This window comes from Marinactinospora endophytica (assembly GCF_054780875.1).
The window spans coordinates 554,570-573,793 of sequence record NZ_BAAGVM010000001.1 but is presented as its reverse complement, the minus strand read 5'-3'; the positions used below and the strand labels follow the sequence as shown (position 1 = coordinate 573,793).

The 19,224-nt window shown below is 71.1% G+C and carries 18 protein-coding genes; 4 read left to right on the top strand and 14 right to left on the bottom strand.

Annotation, left to right across the window (positions count from 1 at the left end; genetic code table 11):
• Window positions 1-76: 76 nt before the first annotated feature.
• The 12 genes from coaBC to pyrR all read right to left on the bottom strand — a co-directional run bounded on the left by coaBC (window position 77) and on the right by pyrR (window position 14,034).
• A complete protein-coding gene (gene coaBC, locus ACYVHU_RS02545) occupies window positions 77-1,288 on the bottom strand; it encodes a bifunctional phosphopantothenoylcysteine decarboxylase/phosphopantothenate--cysteine ligase CoaBC (RefSeq protein WP_078760494.1) in 1,212 nt (403 codons plus the stop codon).
• A gap of 57 nt (window positions 1,289-1,345) precedes the next feature.
• Complete coding sequence (gene rpoZ, locus ACYVHU_RS02540; protein WP_078760493.1) at window positions 1,346-1,612, bottom strand: DNA-directed RNA polymerase subunit omega; 267 nt, start codon at window positions 1,610-1,612, stop codon at window positions 1,346-1,348.
• 110 nt (window positions 1,613-1,722) lie between these two features.
• Complete coding sequence (gene gmk, locus ACYVHU_RS02535; protein ID WP_078760492.1) at window positions 1,723-2,319, bottom strand: guanylate kinase; 597 nt, start codon at window positions 2,317-2,319, stop codon at window positions 1,723-1,725.
• Between the two features lie 328 nt (window positions 2,320-2,647).
• Window positions 2,648-2,968, bottom strand: coding sequence for an integration host factor, actinobacterial type (gene mihF, locus ACYVHU_RS02530; protein WP_078760491.1), 321 nt, complete (start codon window positions 2,966-2,968; stop codon window positions 2,648-2,650).
• 308 nt (window positions 2,969-3,276) lie between these two features.
• Entirely contained in the window at window positions 3,277-3,978 is a 702-nt protein-coding gene (gene pyrF / locus ACYVHU_RS02525; protein WP_078760490.1) for an orotidine-5'-phosphate decarboxylase, read from the bottom strand.
• Window positions 3,979-4,314: 336 nt separating this feature from the next.
• Entirely contained in the window at window positions 4,315-5,262 is a 948-nt protein-coding gene (locus ACYVHU_RS02520; protein ID WP_078760489.1) for a dihydroorotate dehydrogenase, read from the bottom strand.
• Window positions 5,263-5,423: 161 nt separating this feature from the next.
• Window positions 5,424-6,317, bottom strand: a complete 894-nt coding sequence (locus ACYVHU_RS02515; protein ID WP_078760488.1) for a dihydroorotate dehydrogenase electron transfer subunit — start codon at window positions 6,315-6,317, stop codon at window positions 5,424-5,426.
• A 223-nt stretch (window positions 6,318-6,540) separates the two neighbouring features.
• The gene (carB, locus tag ACYVHU_RS02510) at window positions 6,541-9,843 is read right to left on the bottom strand and encodes a carbamoyl-phosphate synthase large subunit (protein ID WP_078760487.1); all 3,303 of its coding nucleotides are present in this window, start codon (window positions 9,841-9,843) and stop codon (window positions 6,541-6,543) included.
• A 161-nt stretch (window positions 9,844-10,004) separates the two neighbouring features.
• On the bottom strand, window positions 10,005-11,132 hold the full coding sequence (carA, locus tag ACYVHU_RS02505) for a glutamine-hydrolyzing carbamoyl-phosphate synthase small subunit (RefSeq protein WP_498947514.1): 1,128 nt from the start codon (window positions 11,130-11,132) through the stop codon (window positions 10,005-10,007).
• A 32-nt stretch (window positions 11,133-11,164) separates the two neighbouring features.
• Window positions 11,165-12,460, bottom strand: coding sequence for a dihydroorotase (locus ACYVHU_RS02500; protein ID WP_078760485.1), 1,296 nt, complete (start codon window positions 12,458-12,460; stop codon window positions 11,165-11,167).
• Between the two features lie 12 nt (window positions 12,461-12,472).
• On the bottom strand, window positions 12,473-13,399 hold the full coding sequence (locus ACYVHU_RS02495) for an aspartate carbamoyltransferase catalytic subunit (protein ID WP_078760484.1): 927 nt from the start codon (window positions 13,397-13,399) through the stop codon (window positions 12,473-12,475).
• Entirely contained in the window at window positions 13,396-14,034 is a 639-nt protein-coding gene (pyrR, locus tag ACYVHU_RS02490) for a bifunctional pyr operon transcriptional regulator/uracil phosphoribosyltransferase PyrR (RefSeq protein WP_078760483.1), read from the bottom strand. The genes ACYVHU_RS02495 and pyrR overlap by 4 nt, the downstream gene beginning before the upstream one ends.
• A 514-nt stretch (window positions 14,035-14,548) precedes the next feature.
• On the opposite strand from pyrR, the gene bldD reads away from it, so the two are divergent.
• Complete coding sequence (bldD, locus tag ACYVHU_RS02485) at window positions 14,549-15,043, top strand: transcriptional regulator BldD (protein WP_078760482.1); 495 nt, start codon at window positions 14,549-14,551, stop codon at window positions 15,041-15,043.
• A 168-nt stretch (window positions 15,044-15,211) separates the two neighbouring features.
• Here bldD and ACYVHU_RS02480 read toward each other — a convergent pair whose 3' ends face one another.
• Window positions 15,212-15,682, bottom strand: coding sequence for an SAV_6107 family HEPN domain-containing protein (locus ACYVHU_RS02480; protein WP_078760481.1), 471 nt, complete (start codon window positions 15,680-15,682; stop codon window positions 15,212-15,214).
• Window positions 15,683-15,997: 315 nt separating this feature from the next.
• On the opposite strand from ACYVHU_RS02480, the gene ACYVHU_RS02475 reads away from it, so the two are divergent.
• Entirely contained in the window at window positions 15,998-16,486 is a 489-nt protein-coding gene (locus ACYVHU_RS02475; protein ID WP_078760480.1) for a YbaK/EbsC family protein, read from the top strand.
• 27 nt (window positions 16,487-16,513) lie between these two features.
• Window positions 16,514-17,131, top strand: a complete 618-nt coding sequence (locus ACYVHU_RS02470; protein WP_078760479.1) for a GNAT family N-acetyltransferase — start codon at window positions 16,514-16,516, stop codon at window positions 17,129-17,131.
• Here the strand turns inward: ACYVHU_RS02470 and metF are convergent.
• Entirely contained in the window at window positions 17,043-17,996 is a 954-nt protein-coding gene (gene metF, locus ACYVHU_RS02465) for a methylenetetrahydrofolate reductase [NAD(P)H] (protein ID WP_078760478.1), read from the bottom strand. The genes ACYVHU_RS02470 and metF overlap by 89 nt on opposite strands.
• A 128-nt stretch (window positions 17,997-18,124) precedes the next feature.
• On the opposite strand from metF, the gene ACYVHU_RS02460 reads away from it, so the two are divergent.
• Window positions 18,125-19,195: a polyprenyl synthetase family protein gene (locus ACYVHU_RS02460; protein ID WP_078760477.1), complete on the top strand. Its 1,071-nt coding sequence runs from the start codon at window positions 18,125-18,127 to the stop codon at window positions 19,193-19,195.
• The last annotated feature ends 29 nt before the right edge of the window (window positions 19,196-19,224 follow it).

The following is a 19,224-nucleotide window of genomic DNA, read 5'->3' as shown; positions in this document are numbered from 1 at the left end:
TCCGCACAACAGTACGACACCGGCGATGGCATGTCACCATGGAATCCCACCAAATGACGACCTTACCGGTGGGTTTTCACCGGGACAGCCTTTCCGTCACCAGATCCCACACCCGATCGGCCAGATCCTCCTTGGGACCGCGCGGGATCTCGGTGCTCGTACCGTCGCGGCCGAGCACGACCGCCTGGTTGTCGACGGTCCCAAAGGCCCTGCCCCGACCGACCTGGTTGACCACGAGCAGGTCGCAGCCCTTGCGGGCGAGCTTGGCGCGCCCGTTCTCCAAGACGTCGTCGGTCTCGGCCGCGAACCCGACGATGACCTGGTCAGCCCGCGCGCGCTCGCGCACCAGCTCGGCGAGCACGTCAGGGTTCTCGACCAGGGTGATCGGCGCGGGTGCGGCCCCCGTCTTCTTGATCTTCCCACCGGCCTCACTGGAGGGCCGGAAGTCGGCGACCGCCGCGGCCATCACCACGGCGTCGGCCGCGGGCGCCTCGGCCAGAACGGCCTCGCGCAGCTCCAACGCGGAACCGACCCTGCGCACCTCGACCCCCGCGGGGTCGGCCAGCTCCACGTTGGCCGAGACGAGGGTGACCTGGGCGCCGCGGGCCACCGCGGTGGCCGCCAGCGCGTACCCCTGCCGTCCCGAGGAACGGTTGCCGATGAACCGGACCGGGTCGATGGGCTCGCGGGTGCCCCCCGCCGAGATCACCACCCGCCGGCCGGCCAGATCGGTGGACAGGGCGCCGCGCGCGAGCACGCGCCGTCCCACGGCGAACAGCTCGGCGGGGTCGGGCAGCCGGCCACGGCCGGTGTCGGCGCCGGTGAGCCGGCCCACCGCCGGGTCCAAGACGATGGCGCCCCGCGATCGCAGTGTCGCGACGTTGGCCTGTGTGGCCGGGTGCTCCCACATCTCGGTGTGCATCGCCGGAGCGAACACCACCGGACAGCGGGCGGTGAGCAGCGTATTGGTGAGCAGGTCGCCGGCCAGGCCGTGGGCCGCCCTGGCGAGCAGGTCGGCGGTGGCGGGGGCGACGAAGACGAGATCGGCGCGCTGGCCGATGCGTACGTGCGGGACCTCGTGGACCCCGTCCCACACACCGGTGGCGACCGGACGGCCGGACAGCGCGGCCCACGTCGGCTCACCGACGAAACGCAACGCCTCGGCGGTCGGCACGACGGTGACCCCGTGCCCGGATTCGGTGAAGCGCCGCAACAGGTCGCAGACCTTGTAGGCGGCGATGCCCGCGCCCACTCCCAGGACGACTTCGGGCTGGTGTTCAGTGCTCACGGTCGAACCCTAACGAAACCGCCCCGGCCCCTGGTGGGCGACCCCGGACGGTCCGTCTCAGACGCCCTCGTAGGGGTCCGCGCTGAGCAGCCCCTCCTTGACCTCGCGCAGGGCGATGGACAGCGCCTTCTCCTGGACCTGGGTCTCGACGAGCGGCCCGACGTACTCGAGCAGGCCCTCGCCCAGCTGGGCGTAGTAGGCGTTGATCTGCCGAGCGCGCTTGGAGGCCATGGTGACCAGGCTGTACTTGCTGTCGACGACCTGCAGGAGCTCGTCGATGGGCGGGTTGGTGATGCCTTCGGCGACAGGCAGGGTGCCAGCCACGTTGCGTACTCCCGGATATCGACCGGCCCCGTGTCGACGGGGCCGTGGGTGGATCGTGCGGTGGCCGTCGCAGAGCGCCCCTGGGCTGCCGCCCTGTCGGGTCGCCCCTATCACACAGACGGCGCGAACATCAACGCTAGCAGCTCATCGCACACGTCGCGCACGGACGTGTTGACGAGCGTGGTGTCGAACTCCTTCTCGGCCGCGAGTTCGACGCGGGCCGTGTCGAGGCGGCGGCGGATCACCTCGGGCGATTCGGTGCCGCGGCCGGTCAGCCGGCGCACCAGCTCGTCCCACGAGGGCGGGGCCAGGAAGACGAGATAGGCGTCGGGCATGTTCTCGCGGACCTGGCGCGCCCCCTGGAGCTCGATCTCCAGCAGCACGGGATCGCCGCCGGCGAGCCGTTCGACGACGGGACGGCGCGGGGTCCCGTAGCGGTTTCCCGAGAACTCGGCCCACTCCAACAGCTGCCCTTCGGCCACGAGGCGGTCGAACTCCTCGTCGGAGACGAAGTGGTACTCGACGCCATCGGTCTCGCCCGGACGAGGGGCGCGGGTGGTCACCGAGACCGAGAGCCACACCTCGGGGTGGCGTCGGCGGATCTCCTTGACGACCGTGCTCTTGCCCACTCCCGACGGCCCCGACAGGACGATGAGCCTCTTCGACGGGCTGGTAGGGCTGGCGTCGTTCCGCGGCTCAACAGGCACTGGATTCCAAACTCTCAACCCCGCGCGAGCGGATCGACGGTTGTTCGTGCTCCGGCACCGCGTGGACGAAGGCGACGCGCGTGCCGTGCGCCCGACCTCGTCGCGGACGGCCCCATAAAGCCGTTCCGGCACATCGAGCGGGCCGTTGGCATGGGTCTTTTATACCACCGTGCCGCGGCGCGACCGGGCGGGATCGCGATCGGAAGATCGCTCTCGCCCCAGGTCACACCGCGGCATCGGTGTCCGGTCGGCCGGAGCCTAGGGCTCGCGACCTGCGGTCACCGAGCGGGACATCCACGTGCCGGATCTCCCGCTCGGGATCGTCCGGTTATTCGGCGCTGCCGAACTCGCGCTCCAGCGCGGCGCGCTGGTTGGCCCCGAGACCACGGACACGCCGGGACTCGGCGATGTTGAGGCGCTCCATGATCTGCTTGGCGCGGACCTTGCCGACGCCGGGGAGCGACTGCAGCAAGTCGGAGACCTTCATCTTGCCGATGACGTCATCGGTCTGCCCGTCGGCGAGGACCTCGGACAGGGAGATGCCACCGTGCTTGAGACGGTTCTTGACTTCCGCACGCTCTTTTCTGGCCTTCGCGGCTTTTTCCAGAGCCGCGGCGCGCTGTTCAGGAGTGAGGGGAGGAAGGGCCACGCCGGGTCACCTCGGTTTTCTCTCGTTTGCGGAGGGCGGACGCCTGCGCAAGTTAGTAGGTTCCGGGCCTGTTCGGCAACGCAAAGTGGCTTTTCAAGCGCTATTTCGTCCAACTAACTACGTTGCGTTATCAGGCGATCGCGGAGAGGTGATGAAAATCGGGATTCCGGCCTCTTGCGCAGCCGCCTCCCTCTTTCCCCTTCCAGGACCGGAACCGACGTGACCTTTCCCACTCCGGCCCATTTCGGCCACATTTCGGTTGGGCCTTTATCCCTCCCACTTATGACCGTAAGTGGGCCTACCGAGGGTCACGCCGACGCCGTCGACGCCCTGCGCAGTGCCGCGGCGATCGTCGCCGCCGCCGCACCGGGGTCGGCGGCGCGGGTGATCGGACGACCGATCACCAAGAGATCGGCCCCCGCTGCGATCGCCTCCTCCGGCGTCGCCACGCGGGCCTGGTCCCCCTTGTCGGCCCCCGCAGGACGGACGCCGGGGGTGATGAGCGTGATGTCCGGACCGACCTCCGCGCGCAGCGAGGACACCTCGTGCGGCGAGCACACCAGCGCCCGCGCCCCCGCCTCCACCGACAGCACGGCCAGGCGGCGGACCGCGTCGTGGGCCGGGCCCCGCAGCCCGATCTCCTCCAACGCGGCGTCCTCCAGCGAGGTCAAGACGGTCACGGCGGCGATCCTGGTCTCGGGGGCGGCCTCGACGGCCGCGCGGATCATGTCGCGCCCGCCCGCCGCGTGGACCGTCAGGATCGAGGGGCGCAGCCGGGCGACGGAGCGCGCGGCGCCGGCCACCGTGGCGGGGATGTCGTGCAACTTCAGGTCGAGGAAGAGCGCGACCTTGTTGGCGCCGCGCATGGAGGCGATGACGTCGGGCCCATAGCGCAGGTAGAGCTCCAGGCCGACCTTGACCGTACTGACGTGCGGGGCGACCGACGACGCCCAGCGGGCTGCGGTCTCGATGTCGGGTGCGTCGATGGCGACGGCGATGGGCGCGACCACGTTCGTTCTCCTTCGTTCTCCGGGTGAGCGGCTCTCGTGGGCGTCCGCAGGTGACGGAGCCCCTGTGGGGGACGCACGGTGCCATCGCGCGTCTCGCGACGGCACCGTGCCGGGCCCACGCGGGCGCACTGCCCCGTGCGGTTCCCCGGCTGGACCGGATCATGCCCGTGGCAGTGCGATCGCGCTGGTGATTCGGGGTGCCCGGACCTGCCGGGCACCGGATCTGTCATCGTCTGCGGCGCTCAAAGGGCCGTGGCCGCCCCGCCGCTACTTCGGCCTCTCCTCGGCCGTTCCCAGCGGGAACGGCCCGCCACAGGCCATCTCAGCGCGCCCGGTTCAACGCAGCGCCGTGGCTCCCAGAGGTCGGTGGGCGGCGCCGATGAGGTCCCCCACCCGGGCGACGCCTCGTTCCTCCAGGGCCTCCTCGAACTCCCGCAGAATGCGCACGCAGGCGGAGGGATCGTGGAAGATGACCGTTCCCACGGCCACCGCCGAGGCCCCCGCGAGCAGGAACTCCAACGCGTCGGAACCGGTGCGCACGCCCCCCATCCCGATGATGGGAACATCAGGCAGCGCGGCGTGCACCCGATAGACGCAGGCGATCGCGATCGGGCGGATCGCCGGCCCCGACAGCCCGCCCGTCCCCCCGGCGACCGCGGGACGCATCGTCGCGGTGTCGATCGCCATGCCGCGCACCGTGTTGATCATGGACAGCCCGTCGGCCCCGGCCTCGGCGCAGGCCGTGGCCAGCCCCACCAGGTCCGGCACGTCCGACGACAGCTTGGCGAAGACCGGGATGTCCGAGCGGGCCGAGGCGCGGACCACGCGCACCACCCGCGCCGCCGCCGCCGGGTCCTCGGTGAAGTCGCGCCCGCGGTCGGCCAGGTTGGGGCTGGACAGGTTGATCTCGATCATCGTGACCCCCGGCGCCATGGACAGGCGCCGGGCCAGCTCCGCGTACTCCTCGGCAGAGCCCCCCGCGATCGAGACCACGGCGCGCCCGCCGCGCGCCAGCAACCAGGGCAGGTCCCGCTGGAGGAACACCTCGATCCCCGGGCCCTGGAGCCCGATCGCGCTGAGCATCCCGCTGGGGGTCTCGGCCATGCGCGGCGCCGGACGTCCCGCCCGCGGCTCCAGCATCACCGATTTGGTGACGACCGCGCCGATCCGGGCGACGTCGAAGAACTGGGCCAGTTCACGTCCCGCGCCCGCGCAACCCGCCGCGGTCATGATCGGATTGGCCAGCTCCACGTCCCCCAGTCGGGTCCGCAGGTCGGGACTCATCCCGGACGCACCTTTCGTTGCCTCGTCCCGGCCGGACCCGTCGGTCCGCCGGGCCTCCTCCTGTGTCCCCCCGCCGCCTGCGGGCACCTCGGCCACCGGCGGGAGCAGGGGGCCGCCCGCGCCCTTCCACCATGTCGCGCCGGGAGTCGTCGCGGCCACGGCTAACCCGCCTCGCGCGTCTGGACGGCGTCGTCACCGTGCGTCTTCCAGCCCGGGGCGCCCAGGGCGTCGAAGGGGATGGTGCCGACGTCGTCGAAGCGCACCCGCTCGCCCCGGAACACCGGACCGTCCACACAGGAGCGCGTCATACGGGTGATGCCGTCATCGCCGATCACCGGGATGACGCACGTCATGCACACCCCGGTGCCACAGGCCATCGTCTCCTCGACCGACACCTGCACCGGGATGTCGTAGCGCGCCGCCAGCGCGGTGACCTCGCGCAGCATCGGCATCGGCCCGCAGGCGTAGATCACGTCGGAGCGGGCGTCCTCGACGACCTGGGGCAGCACCTCGGTGACCTGGCCGCGCAGGCCGAAGGAGCCGTCGTCGGTGGTGAAGGTCGCGGTCTCGGCGACCCTGCGCGCGGTGATGGCGCCGAAGACCCGTTCCGCGTCGGCCGCGCCCAGCACGAAGTCGACCCGGCAGCCCCGCCGGCGCAGCGTGTGCGCCAATGGGAACAGCGGCGCGGCCCCCGCGCCGCCGCCCACCAGCACGCAGTTGACCGGGTCGCGCGGCAACGGGAAGGGACGTCCCAGCGGCCCCACGATGTCGAGCAGGTCCCTGGAACGCCGCTCGGCCAGCCAGGCGGTGCCCCGTCCACGCACCGCGAAGAGGAACTCCACGGTTCCCCCGTAGTCGGGCTTGACCTCGTGGATGGCGAACGCGCGGCGGAGCAGCATGCTGGACTGCTCACCGCCCACCGCCACCGCGACGAACTGTCCCGAACGGAACCTCTCGGCGATGCCCGGCGCCACCACGGTGATGGCGTGGTAGGCGTCGACACGCCGCACCGTCAGCACCGGACTGCGCATCTGCACGGGTCGGAAATCACTCACTGTCCACTGACCTCGCTTCGCTCGGTGGATCCGGGGCGGTCGGACCCGGTTCCACGTCTCGCGCCGGTCCGGCGGCCTCCCTCGTCGGTTCCCCCACAGCTTCTCCGGACAGGTCGCGGACCGCGAGCACGGCACGCGCGAAACCACCGAATCGGTCCGAAGAGGGTCCGGGTACGCCGGACGCCCCGCTGTCGACAGCAGGGCGTCCGGACCGCCCCTGAGTCTAGCCCCGGCGCGCCTGAAGGCTCTCGGCGTGCTCCTGGAGCGAGCGCACCCCGATGTCGCCGCGCACGAGAGCCTCGATGCCCTGGACCGCGGCGGACAGGCCCTGGACCGTGGTGACGCTGGGCACGCCCCGCACCACCGCGGCCGTGCGGATCTCGTAACCGTCCAGGCGCGGGCCCGACTGTCCCGCACCGCCGAAGGGGGTGTTGACGATCAGGTCCACCTTGCCGTCGTGGATGAGCCCGACGATGGTGGGCTCCCCGTTGGGACCGGGCCCTTCGCTGTGCTTGCGCACGACTTGGGCCTGGACCCCGTTACGGCGCAGCACCCAGGCCGTCCCCTCGGTCGCCAGGATCTCGAAACCGAGGTCGGCCAGCCGCTTGACCGGGAAGATCATCGTGCGCTTGTCACGGTTGGCCACCGAGACGAAGACCGTCCCCGAGCGGGGCAGCGACCCGTAGGCGGCGAGCTGGGACTTGGCGTAGGCCGACCCGAAGTCGACGTCGAGTCCCATGACCTCGCCGGTGGAGCGCATCTCCGGCCCGAGGACCGTGTCGACCCCCTCGCCCTTGCGGTCGATGAAGCGGTTGAAGGGCAGCACCGCCTCCTTCACCGACACCGGCGCGTCCATCGGCAGCGTGCCGCCGTCGCCCTCGGCCGGGAGCAGCCCCTCGGCCCGCAGTTCGCGGATCGAGGCCCCCAGCATGACCCGGGCCGCCGCCTTGGCCAGGGGGACGGCCGTGGCCTTGGAGACGAAGGGCACGGTGCGCGAGGCGCGCGGGTTGGCCTCCAGGACGTAGAGCACGCCCGAGGCCAGCGCGTACTGGACGTTGAGCAGGCCGCGCACCCCGGTCCCGCGGGCGATGGCCTCGGTGGAGTAGCGGATGCGCTCGATGTCCTCGTTGCCGAGCGTGATCGCCGGCAGCGCGCACGCCGAGTCGCCGGAGTGGATACCGGCCTCCTCGATGTGCTCCATGATGCCCCCGAGGTAGAGGTCGGCGCCGTCGTAGATGGCGTCGACGTCGATCTCGATGGCGTCGTCGAGGAAGCGGTCGACGAGCACCGGGTGTTCGGTGCTCACCTCGGCGTTGCGCTCGATGTAGTCGCGCAGCATCGTCTCGTTGTAGACGATCTCCATGCCGCGTCCGCCGAGCACGTAGGAGGGACGCACCAGGACGGGGTAGCCGATCTCGTCGGCGACCGCCTTGGCCTCCTCGAAGGACTGGGCCATGCCGTGCTTGGGCGCGGGCAGGCCGGCGTCGGCGAGCACCTTGCCGAACGCGCCGCGGTCCTCGGCCAGGTCGATGCTCTCGGGGCTGGTGCCGACGATCGGGACGCCCGCCTCCTGGAGGCCGCGCGCCAGGCCCAGAGGAGTCTGGCCCCCCAGTTGGACGATCACGCCGATCACCTCGCCGGTGAGCTGCTCGGCGCGGACGACCTCCAAGACGTCCTCCAGCGTCAGCGGCTCGAAGTAGAGCCGGTCGCTGGTGTCGTAGTCGGTGGAGACCGTCTCGGGGTTGCAGTTGACCATCACGGTCTCGTAGCCGGCCTGCGACAGCGCGAAGGAGGCGTGGACACAGCTGTAGTCGAACTCCACGCCCTGGCCGATGCGGTTGGGGCCGGAGCCGAGGATGATGACCTTGGGCCGGCTCCCCTCGGGGACCTCGGTCTCCTCGTCGTAGCTGGAGTACAGGTAGGGCGTGTTGGCGGCGAACTCCGCGGCGCAGGTGTCGACGGTCAGGTAGACCGGGTGGATCCCGAGCGCGTGACGCAGCTCCCGCACCACCTCCTCGGACTTGCCGAGGATCTCGCCGATCTGCTGGTCGGAGAAACCGAGCCGCTTGACCGAGCGCAGCAGGTCGGCGTCCACCTGGGGGGCCGCGGCCAGCTCGCGCGCGGTCTCCTCCAGCAGCAGCAGCTGGTCGAGGAACCACGGGTCGATGCGGGTGGCGGCGTGCAGCTCGGCCACCGTCGCCCCCGCCCGCAGCGCCTGCTGGACCAGGCGCAGCCGACGCTCGCCGGGGGTGGCGACGGCGCGCAGCAGCTCGTCCTTGTCGCCGGGCTCGCCCGCCCAGGTGAATCCGACGCCCTTCTTCTCCAGGGAGCGCATCGCCTTTTGCAGCGCCTCGGGGAAGGAACGGCCGATCGCCATGGCCTCGCCCACCGACTTCATGGTCGTGGTGAGGCCGGGGTCGGCTCCGGGGAACTTCTCGAAGGCGAACCGCGGCACCTTGACCACGACGTAGTCGAGGCTCGGCTCGAAGCTGGCCGGGGTCTCGGCGGTGATGTCGTTGGGGATCTCGTCGAGCGTGTAGCCGACCGCGAGCTTCGCGGCGATCTTGGCGATCGGGAAGCCCGTGGCCTTGGAGGCCAGCGCCGAGGAACGCGAGACCCGCGGGTTCATCTCGATGACGATGATCCGGCCGGTCTGGGGATGGACGGCGAACTGGATGTTGCAGCCGCCGGTGTCCACGCCGACCTCGCGGATGACCGCGATGCCGATGTCGCGCATCCGCTGGTACTCGCGGTCGGTGAGGGTCATGGCGGGCGCCACCGTGATCGAGTCGCCGGTGTGCACGCCCATGGGGTCGAGGTTCTCGATGGAGCAGACGACGACCACGTTGTCGTTGGCGTCGCGCATCAGCTCCAGCTCGTACTCCTTCCAGCCGAGGATCGACTCCTCCAGGAGCACCTCGGTGGTCGGCGACAGCGCCAGGCCCTGTCCGGCGATGCGGCGCAGCTCCTGCTCGTTGTGGGCGAAGCCCGAACCGGCGCCGCCCATGGTGAACGAGGGCCGCACCACGACCGGGTAGGACAGCTCCTCGGCCGCGGCCAGGCACTCCTCCAGGGTGTGGCAGATGCGGGAGCGGGCGGACTCCCCGCCGATCCGCTCGACGATGCCCTTGAAGGTCTCGCGGTCCTCACCGGACTGGATCGCCTCGACGTTGGCGCCGATCAGCTCGACGCCGTACTTGTCGAGGACCCCCGCCTCGTGCAGCGCGACAGCGGTGTTGAGGGCGGTCTGCCCGCCCAGCGTGGGCAGCAGGGCGTCGGGACGCTCCTTGGCGATGATCTTCTCGACCATCTCGGGGGTGATCGGCTCGACGTAGGTGGCGTCGGCGATCTCCGGATCGGTCATGATCGTGGCCGGGTTGGAGTTCACCAGGATGACACGCAGGCCCTCTGACTTGAGGACCCGGCAGGCCTGGGTGCCGGAGTAGTCGAACTCCGCTGCCTGCCCGATGACGATCGGTCCGGAACCGACCACGAGGACGGATGAAAGGTCACTACGGCGCGGCATTGCTCTTCCTCTGCGGAGGTGGTTGATGCGCGGGGCCCGCGGCGATCGGCGCGGTCGCCCCGCGGACGACGGGGTTCCCCGGCTGTCGGGGAGAGGCGGGACGGGGACCGGGGGTCACCGTCGGCCTTCGCGCGAAGGCCGACGGTCGGCTCCGGCGTGTCTCACCCAGCGGCCCGCGCGGACACCGCGCCTTTCCGCTCGGCCATGAGGTCGCAGAACGCGTCGAAGAGCTCGGCGGCGTCGTGCGGGCCGGCCGCGGCCTCGGGGTGGTACTGGACGCTGAAGGCGGGCCGGTCCAGCAGCCGCAACCCCTCGACCACGCCGTCGTTGAGGTCGACGTGGCTGACCTCGGCCCGGCCGTAGGGGGTGTCGAACGGGCCGTCGGTGGGCGCGTCGACCGCGAAGCCGTGGTTGTGGCTGGTGATGTGGACCCGCTTGGTGTGCACGTCCTGGACCGGCTGGTTGACGCCGCGGTGACCGAATCGCAGCTTGTAGGTCCCCAGGCCGAGGGCGCGGCCGAGCACCTGGTTGCCGAAGCAGATGCCGAAGAGGGGCTTGCCCGCCTCCAGGACGCCGCGCATCGCGGCGACCGGGCCGTCGGCGGTGGCGGGGTCGCCGGGGCCGTTGCTGAAGAACACCCCGTCGGTGTCGAGCGCGAGGATGTCCTCGGCGGTCGAGTCGGCGGGCAGGACGTGCACCTCGCACCCGCGTTCGGCCAGGCGCTGGGGGGTCATGGCCTTGATGCCCAGGTCGACGGCCGCGACCGTGAAGCGGGTGGCCACCCCCTCGGGGGGACGGACCACGTAGGGCCGGGCCGTGGTGACCTCGGCGGCCAGGTCGGCCCCTGCCATCCCGGGACTGGCCAGGACCCGCTCCAGCAGGGCCGCGGGATCGGTCTCGGTGGTGCTGATCCCCGCCCGCATCGCACCGCGGTCGCGCAGGTGGCGGGTGAGCGCGCGGGTACCGGACATCGCGATGCCGACGACGCCCTGGCGGCGCAGCTCCTCGTCGAGGGTGCGCTGGGAACGCCAGTTGGAGGGGAAGCGGGCCGGCTCGCGCACGACGTATCCGGCGACCCAGATACGACCGGACTCGGGGTCGTCGTCGTTGACCCCGGTGTTGCCGATGTGCGGGGCCGTCATGGCCACGATCTGGCGGTGGTAGGAGGGGTCGGTGAGGGTCTCCTGGTAACCGGTCATCCCGGTGTTGAACACGATCTCACCGAACGTCTCGCCCTCGGCGCCGAAGGAACGACCGTGGAACACCCGGCCGTCCTCCAGCACGAGCAGAGCGGGGACCTTCGGGTTGGCTGCTTGTGTGGTCACTGAATCTTCCCATCGAGAACCGTCGGAACACCGCGCAGGAACGTGGCGACGACCCGGCCGGGCAGGCGCATGCCCCGATAGGGGGTGTTGGCGCTCTTGGAGACCATGGCCGTCGGGTCGACCTCGCGCGTGGCGTCCGCGTCATAAAGCGTAACGTTGGCGGGTTCGCCGACCGCGAGCGGGCGGCCGTGCCCGCCCAGACGGCCGATGCGCGCCGGGGCGGCCGACATGCGCTCGGCGACCCCGGCCCAGTCGAGCAGCCCGGTGTCGACCATGGCGTGCTGGACCACCGAAAGGGCGGTCTCCAGCCCGATCATCCCCATCGCGGCGTTGGACCACTCGGTCTCCTTCGCCTCAATGGGGTGGGGCGCGTGGTCGGTGGCCACGCAGTCGATCGTGCCGTCGGCGAGTCCCTCGCGCAGCGCGCGGACGTCCTCGGCGGTGCGCAGCGGCGGGTTGACCTTGTAGATCGGGTCGTAGCTCTCGGCGAGGTCGTCGGTGAGCAGCAGGTGGTGGGGGGTGACCTCGGCGGTCACGTCGCAACCGCGGCTCTTGGCCCAGCGGATGATCTGCACGGATCCCTTGGTGGAGACGTGGCAGATGTGCAGGCGCGAGCCGACGTGCTCGGCGAGCAGGCAGTCGCGGGCGATGATCGCCTCCTCGGCGACGGCCGGCCATCCGGCCAGGCCCAACCGGTCGGAGACGACGCCCTCGTTCATCTGCGCGTGCTCGGTCAGCCGTGGCTCCTGCGCGTGCTGGGCGATGACACCGTCGAACGCCTTGACGTACTCCAGCGCCCGGCGCATGAGCAGCGCGTCGGAGACGCACTTGCCGTCGTCGGAGAACACGCGGACCCCGGCGATGGAGTCGGCCATCGCGCCCAGCTCGGCCAGGTGCGCGCCGTCGAGGTTCTGGGTGACCGCGCCCACCGGCTGCACGTCGCAGTATCCGGCGTCGCGGCCCAGCCGCCAGACCTGCTCGACGACACCGGCGGTGTCGGCGACGGGGTCGGTGTTGGCCATGGCGTGTACCGCGGTGTAACCGCCCATCGCGGCGGCCCGGGCACCACTGGCGACGGTCTCGGCGTCCTCGCGGCCGGGTTCGCGCAGGTGGGTGTGCAGGTCGACCAGGCCGGGCAGGGCGATCAGCCCCTCCGCATCGACGACCCGCGCGTCCCCGGCGTCCAGGCCGGCGCCGACGGCGGCGACGACGCCATCGCGCAGCAGGAGGTCGGTGGGGTGGCCGCCCAGCAGGCGGGCGCCGCGGAGCAGGTAGGTGGTGGTCTGGCTCATTCGTCGTCTCTCCTAGTTGCCGATCGCCGACTCGGACCCGCCGAGCAGCAGGTAGAGCACTGCCATGCGGACACTCACACCGTTGGTGACCTGTTCGGTGATCGTGGAGCGCGGGGAGTCGGCGACCTCGGCGGAGATCTCCATACCGCGGATCATCGGGCCGGGGTGCATGACGATGGCGTCGTCGGGCAGACGGGCGAAGCGGTCGCGGTCCAGCCCGTAACGACGGCTGTACTCACGGGCGCTGGGGAAGAAGGCGGCCTGCATGCGCTCGGCCTGGACGCGCAGCATCATGACGACGTCGCTCTTGGGCAGCACCTCGTCGAGGTCGTAGGAGACCGCGCACGGCCAGGCGCCGACCGAGACCGGCAGCAGGGTGGGCGGGGCCACCAGGGTGACCTCGGCGCCGAGCGTGCTGAGCAGCAGGACGTTGGAGCGGGCCACCCTGCTGTGCAGGATGTCGCCGACGATCGCCACGCGCAGCCCCTCCAGGCGGCCCATGCGCTCGCGCATCGTGTAGGCGTCCAGCAGGGCCTGGGTGGGGTGCTCGTGGGTGCCGTCGCCGGCGTTGAGAACCGCCCCGTCCACCCATCCGGCCAGGCGCCGAGCGGCCCCCGAGGAACTGTGCCGGATGACGACGCCGTCGGCGCCCATGGCCTGCAACGTCAGCGCGGTGTCCTTGAGGCTCTCGCCCTTGGAGACGCTGGATCCCTTGGCGGAGAAGTTGATGACGTCGGCCGACATGCGCTTGGCCGCGGCCTCGAAGGAGATGCGGGTCCGGGTGGAGTCCTCGTAGAAGAGGTTGACGACGGTCCGCCCCCGTAGTGTGGGCAGCTTCTTCACCGACCGGCCGCTGACCTGCGCGAGCTCCCTGGCCGTGTCGAGGATGAGAAGGGCCTCGTCACGGGAGAGGTCCCCGGCGGAGAGCAGGTGCCTCATCGCTTCTCCTCCTCGATCGGCTGTCCGCCGCGAGGACGGGCCGGGCCCAGCAGGACGGCGTCGCTACCGTCCAGTTCCTCCAGCAGCACGGTGACGCTCTCGCGCAGCGAGGTGGGCAGGTTCTTGCCGACGTAGTCGGCGCGGATCGGCAGTTCGCGGTGACCGCGGTCGACCAGGGTCGCGAGCTGTACCGCGCGCGGGCGGCCGATGTCGTTGAGCGCGTCCAGCGCGGCGCGGACGGTGCGGCCCGAGAAGAGGACGTCGTCGACCAGGACGACGACACGTCCGTCGATGCCCTCGGCCGGGATCTCGGTGCGCCCCAGCGCACGGGCCGGCGCCAGGCGCAGGTCGTCGCGGTACATGGTGATGTCGAGGGAGCCCCAGGGGACGGAGCGGTTCTCGACCTGCTCGATACGCCGGGCCAGCCGCCGGGCGAGAGGAACGCCGCGGGTGGGGATCCCCAGCAGCGTGATGTCGGTGCCGCCCTTGGTGCGTTCCAGCACCTCGTGGGCGATGCGGGTCAGCGCCCGGTCGATCTCGGGGCCTTCGAGGACGGCCCGCGCGCCGTCGGAGTCCGCGCGCGAGGGCGGAGCTGCGGCCTGTTCGCCACCTTCTGCATGATTTCGGGCACGCATAGTGATGACCTCCTTCCCTGCCTCACAGGACAGGTCGTTAAAGGACGTCGGACGATCATCACGCTATCAGCGCGGCACGGGAGGGCCGACATGGCAAGGACCCCATCCCCTGGAAGTTGTGATGCTCGTCACCGAGCGGAGTATTGACCAGATCCCGCCCGCCGTACTCGCTCTCGCGCCCCTAAACTTCCGGCGACAGTGGCCACAACGCGCCATCCCTTACGCCGCAGGGGTTTCCGCCTCACCTTGCCAGAATGAAGTGTCCTATTTAATTACGGTATGAGAGCCCCCTCACTTACGCACAGTTTGGCCACTGATTCGTCGCGTTTTCACCTAACGGCTTGACCTCGCGCGCTCACCGCTTTACCGTCACTGTCCGTAACCAATCTGGGTGGAACGGCTCCGCGCCGCTCCGGCCGGGCCCCGTCGTACGGGCCGCCGGACCGCCGCGTCCGTCGAGTGGGCTCGGGGAGAGTCCACCGCCCACCTTCACGGCCGGGGAGCGACGAAGAAAATGCCATCGGAATACGCCAAGTCCCTCGGCGCGCGGCTGCGCGCCATCCGCACCCAGCAGGGGCTGTCCCTGCACGGTGTCGAAGAGAAGTCCCACGGGCGCTGGAAGGCCGTCGTGGTCGGTTCCTACGAACGTGGTGACCGCGCCGTGACCGTGCAGAAGCTCGCCGAGCTCGCCGACTTCTACGGGGTCCCCATGTCGGAGCTGCTGCCGGGCGGCGCGGCGCCGACCCCGCTGGGCCCCACGCCCAAGCTGGTGATCGACCTGGAGCGCATGCAGCAGCTGCCCCAGGAGAAGGCCGGCCCGCTGGCGCGCTACGTCGCCACGATCCAGAGCCAGCGCGGCGACTACAACGGCCGCGTCCTGTCCATCCGCCAGGAGGACCTGCGCTCCCTCGCCGTCATCTACGACCGTTCGCCGGGGGACCTGACCGAGGAACTGATCAGCTGGGGCGTACTCGACCCCGAGGCACGCCGCGCGGTCGACGCCTTCTAACGGCGGCGACCACCGGCCCGGCCTTCCTCCGTTGTGGGCCACGCTCGCTGGCGAGAGCGGCCCACAACGGCGGGTGAGGCCCGGCCCCACGCGCTCGGGCCGTGGCGGTCGCCGCCCCACCACGCGCCGGGGCGGTTCGGCCTGCGCGGGCGAGCCCGGCGGGCGGGTTCATCCCGCGCGCCGTAGCGCCGTGCCGCCGGACGTGGCTCCGAGGATCGCCCGGGCCACGTTCACGAACGTCCGGGCGTCCCTGATGAGCTCATCGGCCTCGGCCCGCGAGACCGCGTCGGGCAGGTGAGCCTCGGCCGCGGCGCGTTTGGCCGCACCCGCGGCGAAGAACCCGGCCCACTCGCGAAGTTCGGGCGCGTTCTCCTCGAGCAACTCCCACACACTGCGCAGTGCCCTGCCCCGCACCGGCCGGGCCGACGGCCCGCTTCGGTGGGCGACGATGGCCGCGCCCGCGCGCAGGGCCGCCATGTGGGCGTTGATGTAGCGCAGATCGGGATCCGAGGCGTCGACGGCGTCGCGTAGGTAACCGTGAGCCGATTCGAGCAGGTTCAGCGCCGCCGGGGCGGTCCGCGGGCGCGGGCGCGCGTTGACCAGGTCCGCGGAGAAGATGGGTGGCTGTACGACGGTCATGGATGACCTCCAAACCGGGTGCCCGTTGGATGCGGCCGGGCGAGGGGCTTCCCCTCCTCCCGCCCGACCGCTCCCGTGTCCGTCCGCCGCGGGGGCGGCGCCGGGCACGAGCCTGTGAAGGGCTCCAGGGTCACCCGTCGATCAGAAGGGGATCGGCCCCGCATACGCGGAAAGCGTTCCGTCCTTGGTGATCCGTGCGTCCGACCAGGGCTTGATTTCAGTGAACCTTATCGAACACCTGTTCGTCAAGGCCGCCCACCTGCGCCTTCGTCATCACCGGGACGCGAGCGGAACTTCCGGCGTACAATCGCCGCCATGGGACCGGCCTCTCTGCTCGTCGCCGACCGCCTCGCCGAACTCGGGGTCAACGGCGAGGTACGCGAACTCCCCCACCCCGCTCGAACCGCGGCCGACGCCGCCAGGCAGCTGGGCTGTCCGACCGGGGCGATCGCCAACAGCCTCATCTTCGCGGTGACCTGTGACAGTTCCCCCCGGCCCACCCCGCTGCTCGTGCTGACCAGCGGCGCCCACCGGGTGGACACCGCCAAGGTCGCCGCCCTCCTCGGCGCCACCTCGGTGGAACGGGCCACGCCGGAGTTCGTCCGCGCCGCCACGGGACAGCCCATCGGCGGCGTCGCCCCGTTGGGACACCCCTCGCCCATTCCCACCCTGGTCGACGAATGGCTGCGCGGGTACGACGTAGTGTGGGCGGCAGCGGGACACCCGCACACCGTCTTCCCGACCTCGTTCGCCGAACTCGTCCGGATCACCTCCGGAACGGTCGCCGACGTCGGAGCGGACTGACCAGCCGATCCCGTCCCAGGAAGCGCCGTGGACACCCAGACCGAGATATGGGATCTCGCCGCGCCGGCGTTCGTTCGCGCCATTCCGGCGCTGGCGGAGATCTACTCCGCGGCCATGCGCCCCGAGCCCGACCTTCTCCCCGGCCGGCGCGCCATCATGCACCACCACGCCGACCTGCCCTCGTTCCACTCCGTCGTGGCGGTGAAGGCCGACACGGACGAGGCCGTGGGCTTCGCCTACGGCTTCCACGGGCGGGCCGGGCAGTGGTGGCACGACGTGGTCACCCGGGAACTGACGGCGCACGATCCCGCCGCCGTTCCCCGCTGGTTCGGCGACTCCTTCGAGATCGCCGAGGTCCACGTCCGTCCGGAGTCACAGGGACGGGGCCTGGGGCGCGCCCTGCTGGAACGGCTCACCTCTGGCCGGACCGAGCGCACCGCGGCGCTGTCGACCCCCGTGGGCCCCAGCCGCGCGCGGCGGCTCTACCTCTCGTGCGGCTTCGTCGACGTGCTGGACTCGCTGCGCTTCCCGGGAAGCCCCGACCAGCCGTTCGCGATCATGGCCGCGACGCTGCCCCTACGGGAACCCGCGAGCCGGCGATCCTCCGGTAGATCTCCCGGGTCGCGGTCGACTGGTTCAGCGTGATGAAGTGGATGCCCGGCACCCCTTCGGCCAGCAGCCGTTCGCACAGACGGGTCCCCTGCTCGATACCGAGCTGACGCACCGCCTCGGGATCGTCCCCGAGGCGTTCGAACTCCTCGGCCAGACGACGGGGGAAGGGCGCTCCCGACAGCTGCTCGGAGCGCTCGATGGTGCTCAGCTTCGTCACCGGCATGATCTCGGGGATGATGGGGATGTCACACCCCTTGGCCGCCACCCGGTCGCGCAGCCGCAGGTACTGGTCGGCCTCGAAGAACATCTGGGTGATCGCGTAGTCGGCTCCGGCCCGACACTTGCGGACGAAGTACTCCAGGTCAGTCTCAAGGTCGACCGAACGCGGGTGCTTGTGCGGGAAGGCCGCGACGCCGACGCTGAAGTCCCCGCTCTCCTTGATGAGCCGGACCAGCTCCTCGGCGTACTCCAGCCCCTCGGGATGGCGCACCCACTCGCCCAACGGATCGCCCGGGGGATCGCCGCGCAACGCCAGCATGTTGGTGACCCCGACGCCGGCGAAACGGCCGATGAGATGACGCAGCTCGCGCAGCGAGTGGTTGACCGCCGTCATGTGGGCCACCGGCAGGAGCGTGGTGTCGGTCGCCACGCGCTCGGTGATCTCGACCGTCCGGTCGCGGGTGCTGCCACCCGCCCCGTAGGTGACCGACACGAAGGAGGGTTGCAGGGCCTCGATCTCGCGGATGACCCGCCAGAACTTGCGTTCGCCCTCCGCGGTCTTCGGCGGGAAGAACTCGAAGGAGAACGTCGTCTCGCCCGCGGCGAGAAGATCGCTGATGCGCCGCGGGCGAGGGGCGGCTCCCCGCGGCGCGCCGGAGCGTGACGGTGACCCAAGCATGACCCTTACCTTAGGCCACGTCGTCATCCTGCGCCCCGGCCGGTGGCCGGATGAGGCACGGGGACGACGGAGTACGTCCCGAACCTGGTGGTATGGGCCCCGGTCTGGTAAGGGATAACCTGCTCTCCATGAGTTCCTCGCACTCCTCCCCCGTCTCCTTCGTGCGTCCGGCGATCGACGCCCGGCTCGCCGGGTTCGTCCAGCGCCGCCGCCCCGAGGTCCTGGAGATCGGCGCGGAGCTCGCCCCGTTGCTCGACTCCCTGGACTCCATGCTCACCGGGGGGAAGCGGCTGCGTCCGGCGTTCTGCTACTGGGGGTGGCGAGGGGCCGGCGGCGAGGACGTCCCGGAGATCTACGCCGCGGCGGCGTCCCTGGAATTCCTCCAGGCCTGCGCGCTCATCCACGACGACGTCATCGACAACAGCGACACCCGCAGGGGGCTCCCCGCCGTCCACCGGCAACTGGCCGCCCTGCACGCCGACGCCGGCTGGGACGGCGGGTCGCTGGAGTTCGGGCGCGGCGCGGCCGTTCTGCTCGGCGACCTGTGCCTGGCCTGGTCGGACGAGATGTATCAGGCCAGCGGCCTGCCCGCCGACGCGCTGAGCGCGGGCCGGGGCCCGTTCGACCTGATGCGCACCGAGGTCATGGCGGGTCAGTACCTGGACCTGGTGGAACAGGCGCGGGGCGCCGACAGCGTCGAGGCGTCGCTGCGGGTCATGCGTTACAAGTCGGCCAAGTACACGGTCGAGCGGCCTATGCATCTGGGAGCGGCGCTGGCCGGACGCGGCGTTGAGCTGGCCCCCGTCTACTCCGCCTACGGGATTCCGCTCGGCATCGCCTTCCAGCTCCGCGACGACGTGCTCGGCGTGTTCGGCGACCCCGAGTTGACGGGCAAGCCCGCCGGTGACGACCTGCGCGAGGGCAAGCGCACCCTGATCGTGGCCGAGACGCTCAGCCGCGCCAAAGCAGCCGAGACACGCCGGTTCCGGGACCTGCTGGGCGATCCGGGGCTGAGCGCCGAGGACGTGGAGTGGATGCGCGACGTCATCGTCGACAGCGGTGCTCTGGCGGCGTGCGAGCAGCGCATCGACGACTACGTCGGTGAGGCGACGACGGCCCTGGAGAGCGACCTGATCGCCGAAGAGGCCCGCTCCGCGTTGGCCGACCTGATCGTGGCGGCCACCGCGCGCAAACACTGAAGGACCCGAGTGTCACCTTCGGGTTCCAC

Bases quoted from the DNA above. Each gene is read 5' to 3' on its own strand.
- ACYVHU_RS02460 (WP_078760477.1), top strand. From the start codon at position 18,125: ATGAGTTCCTCGCACTCCTCCCCCGTCTCCTTCGTGCGTCCGGCGATC.
- metF (WP_078760478.1), bottom strand. From the start codon at position 17,996: ATGCTTGGGTCACCGTCACGCTCCGGCGCGCCGCGGGGAGCCGCCCCT.
- ACYVHU_RS02475 (WP_078760480.1), top strand. From the start codon at position 15,998: ATGGGACCGGCCTCTCTGCTCGTCGCCGACCGCCTCGCCGAACTCGGG.
- bldD (WP_078760482.1), top strand. From the start codon at position 14,549: ATGCCATCGGAATACGCCAAGTCCCTCGGCGCGCGGCTGCGCGCCATC.
- ACYVHU_RS02520 (WP_078760489.1), bottom strand. From the start codon at position 5,262: ATGAGTCCCGACCTGCGGACCCGACTGGGGGACGTGGAGCTGGCCAAT.
- ACYVHU_RS02500 (WP_078760485.1), bottom strand. From the start codon at position 12,460: ATGAGCCAGACCACCACCTACCTGCTCCGCGGCGCCCGCCTGCTGGGC.
- ACYVHU_RS02480 (WP_078760481.1), bottom strand. From the start codon at position 15,682: ATGACCGTCGTACAGCCACCCATCTTCTCCGCGGACCTGGTCAACGCG.
- pyrR (WP_078760483.1), bottom strand. From the start codon at position 14,034: ATGCGTGCCCGAAATCATGCAGAAGGTGGCGAACAGGCCGCAGCTCCG.
- ACYVHU_RS02495 (WP_078760484.1), bottom strand. From the start codon at position 13,399: ATGAGGCACCTGCTCTCCGCCGGGGACCTCTCCCGTGACGAGGCCCTT.
- carB (WP_078760487.1), bottom strand. From the start codon at position 9,843: ATGCCGCGCCGTAGTGACCTTTCATCCGTCCTCGTGGTCGGTTCCGGA.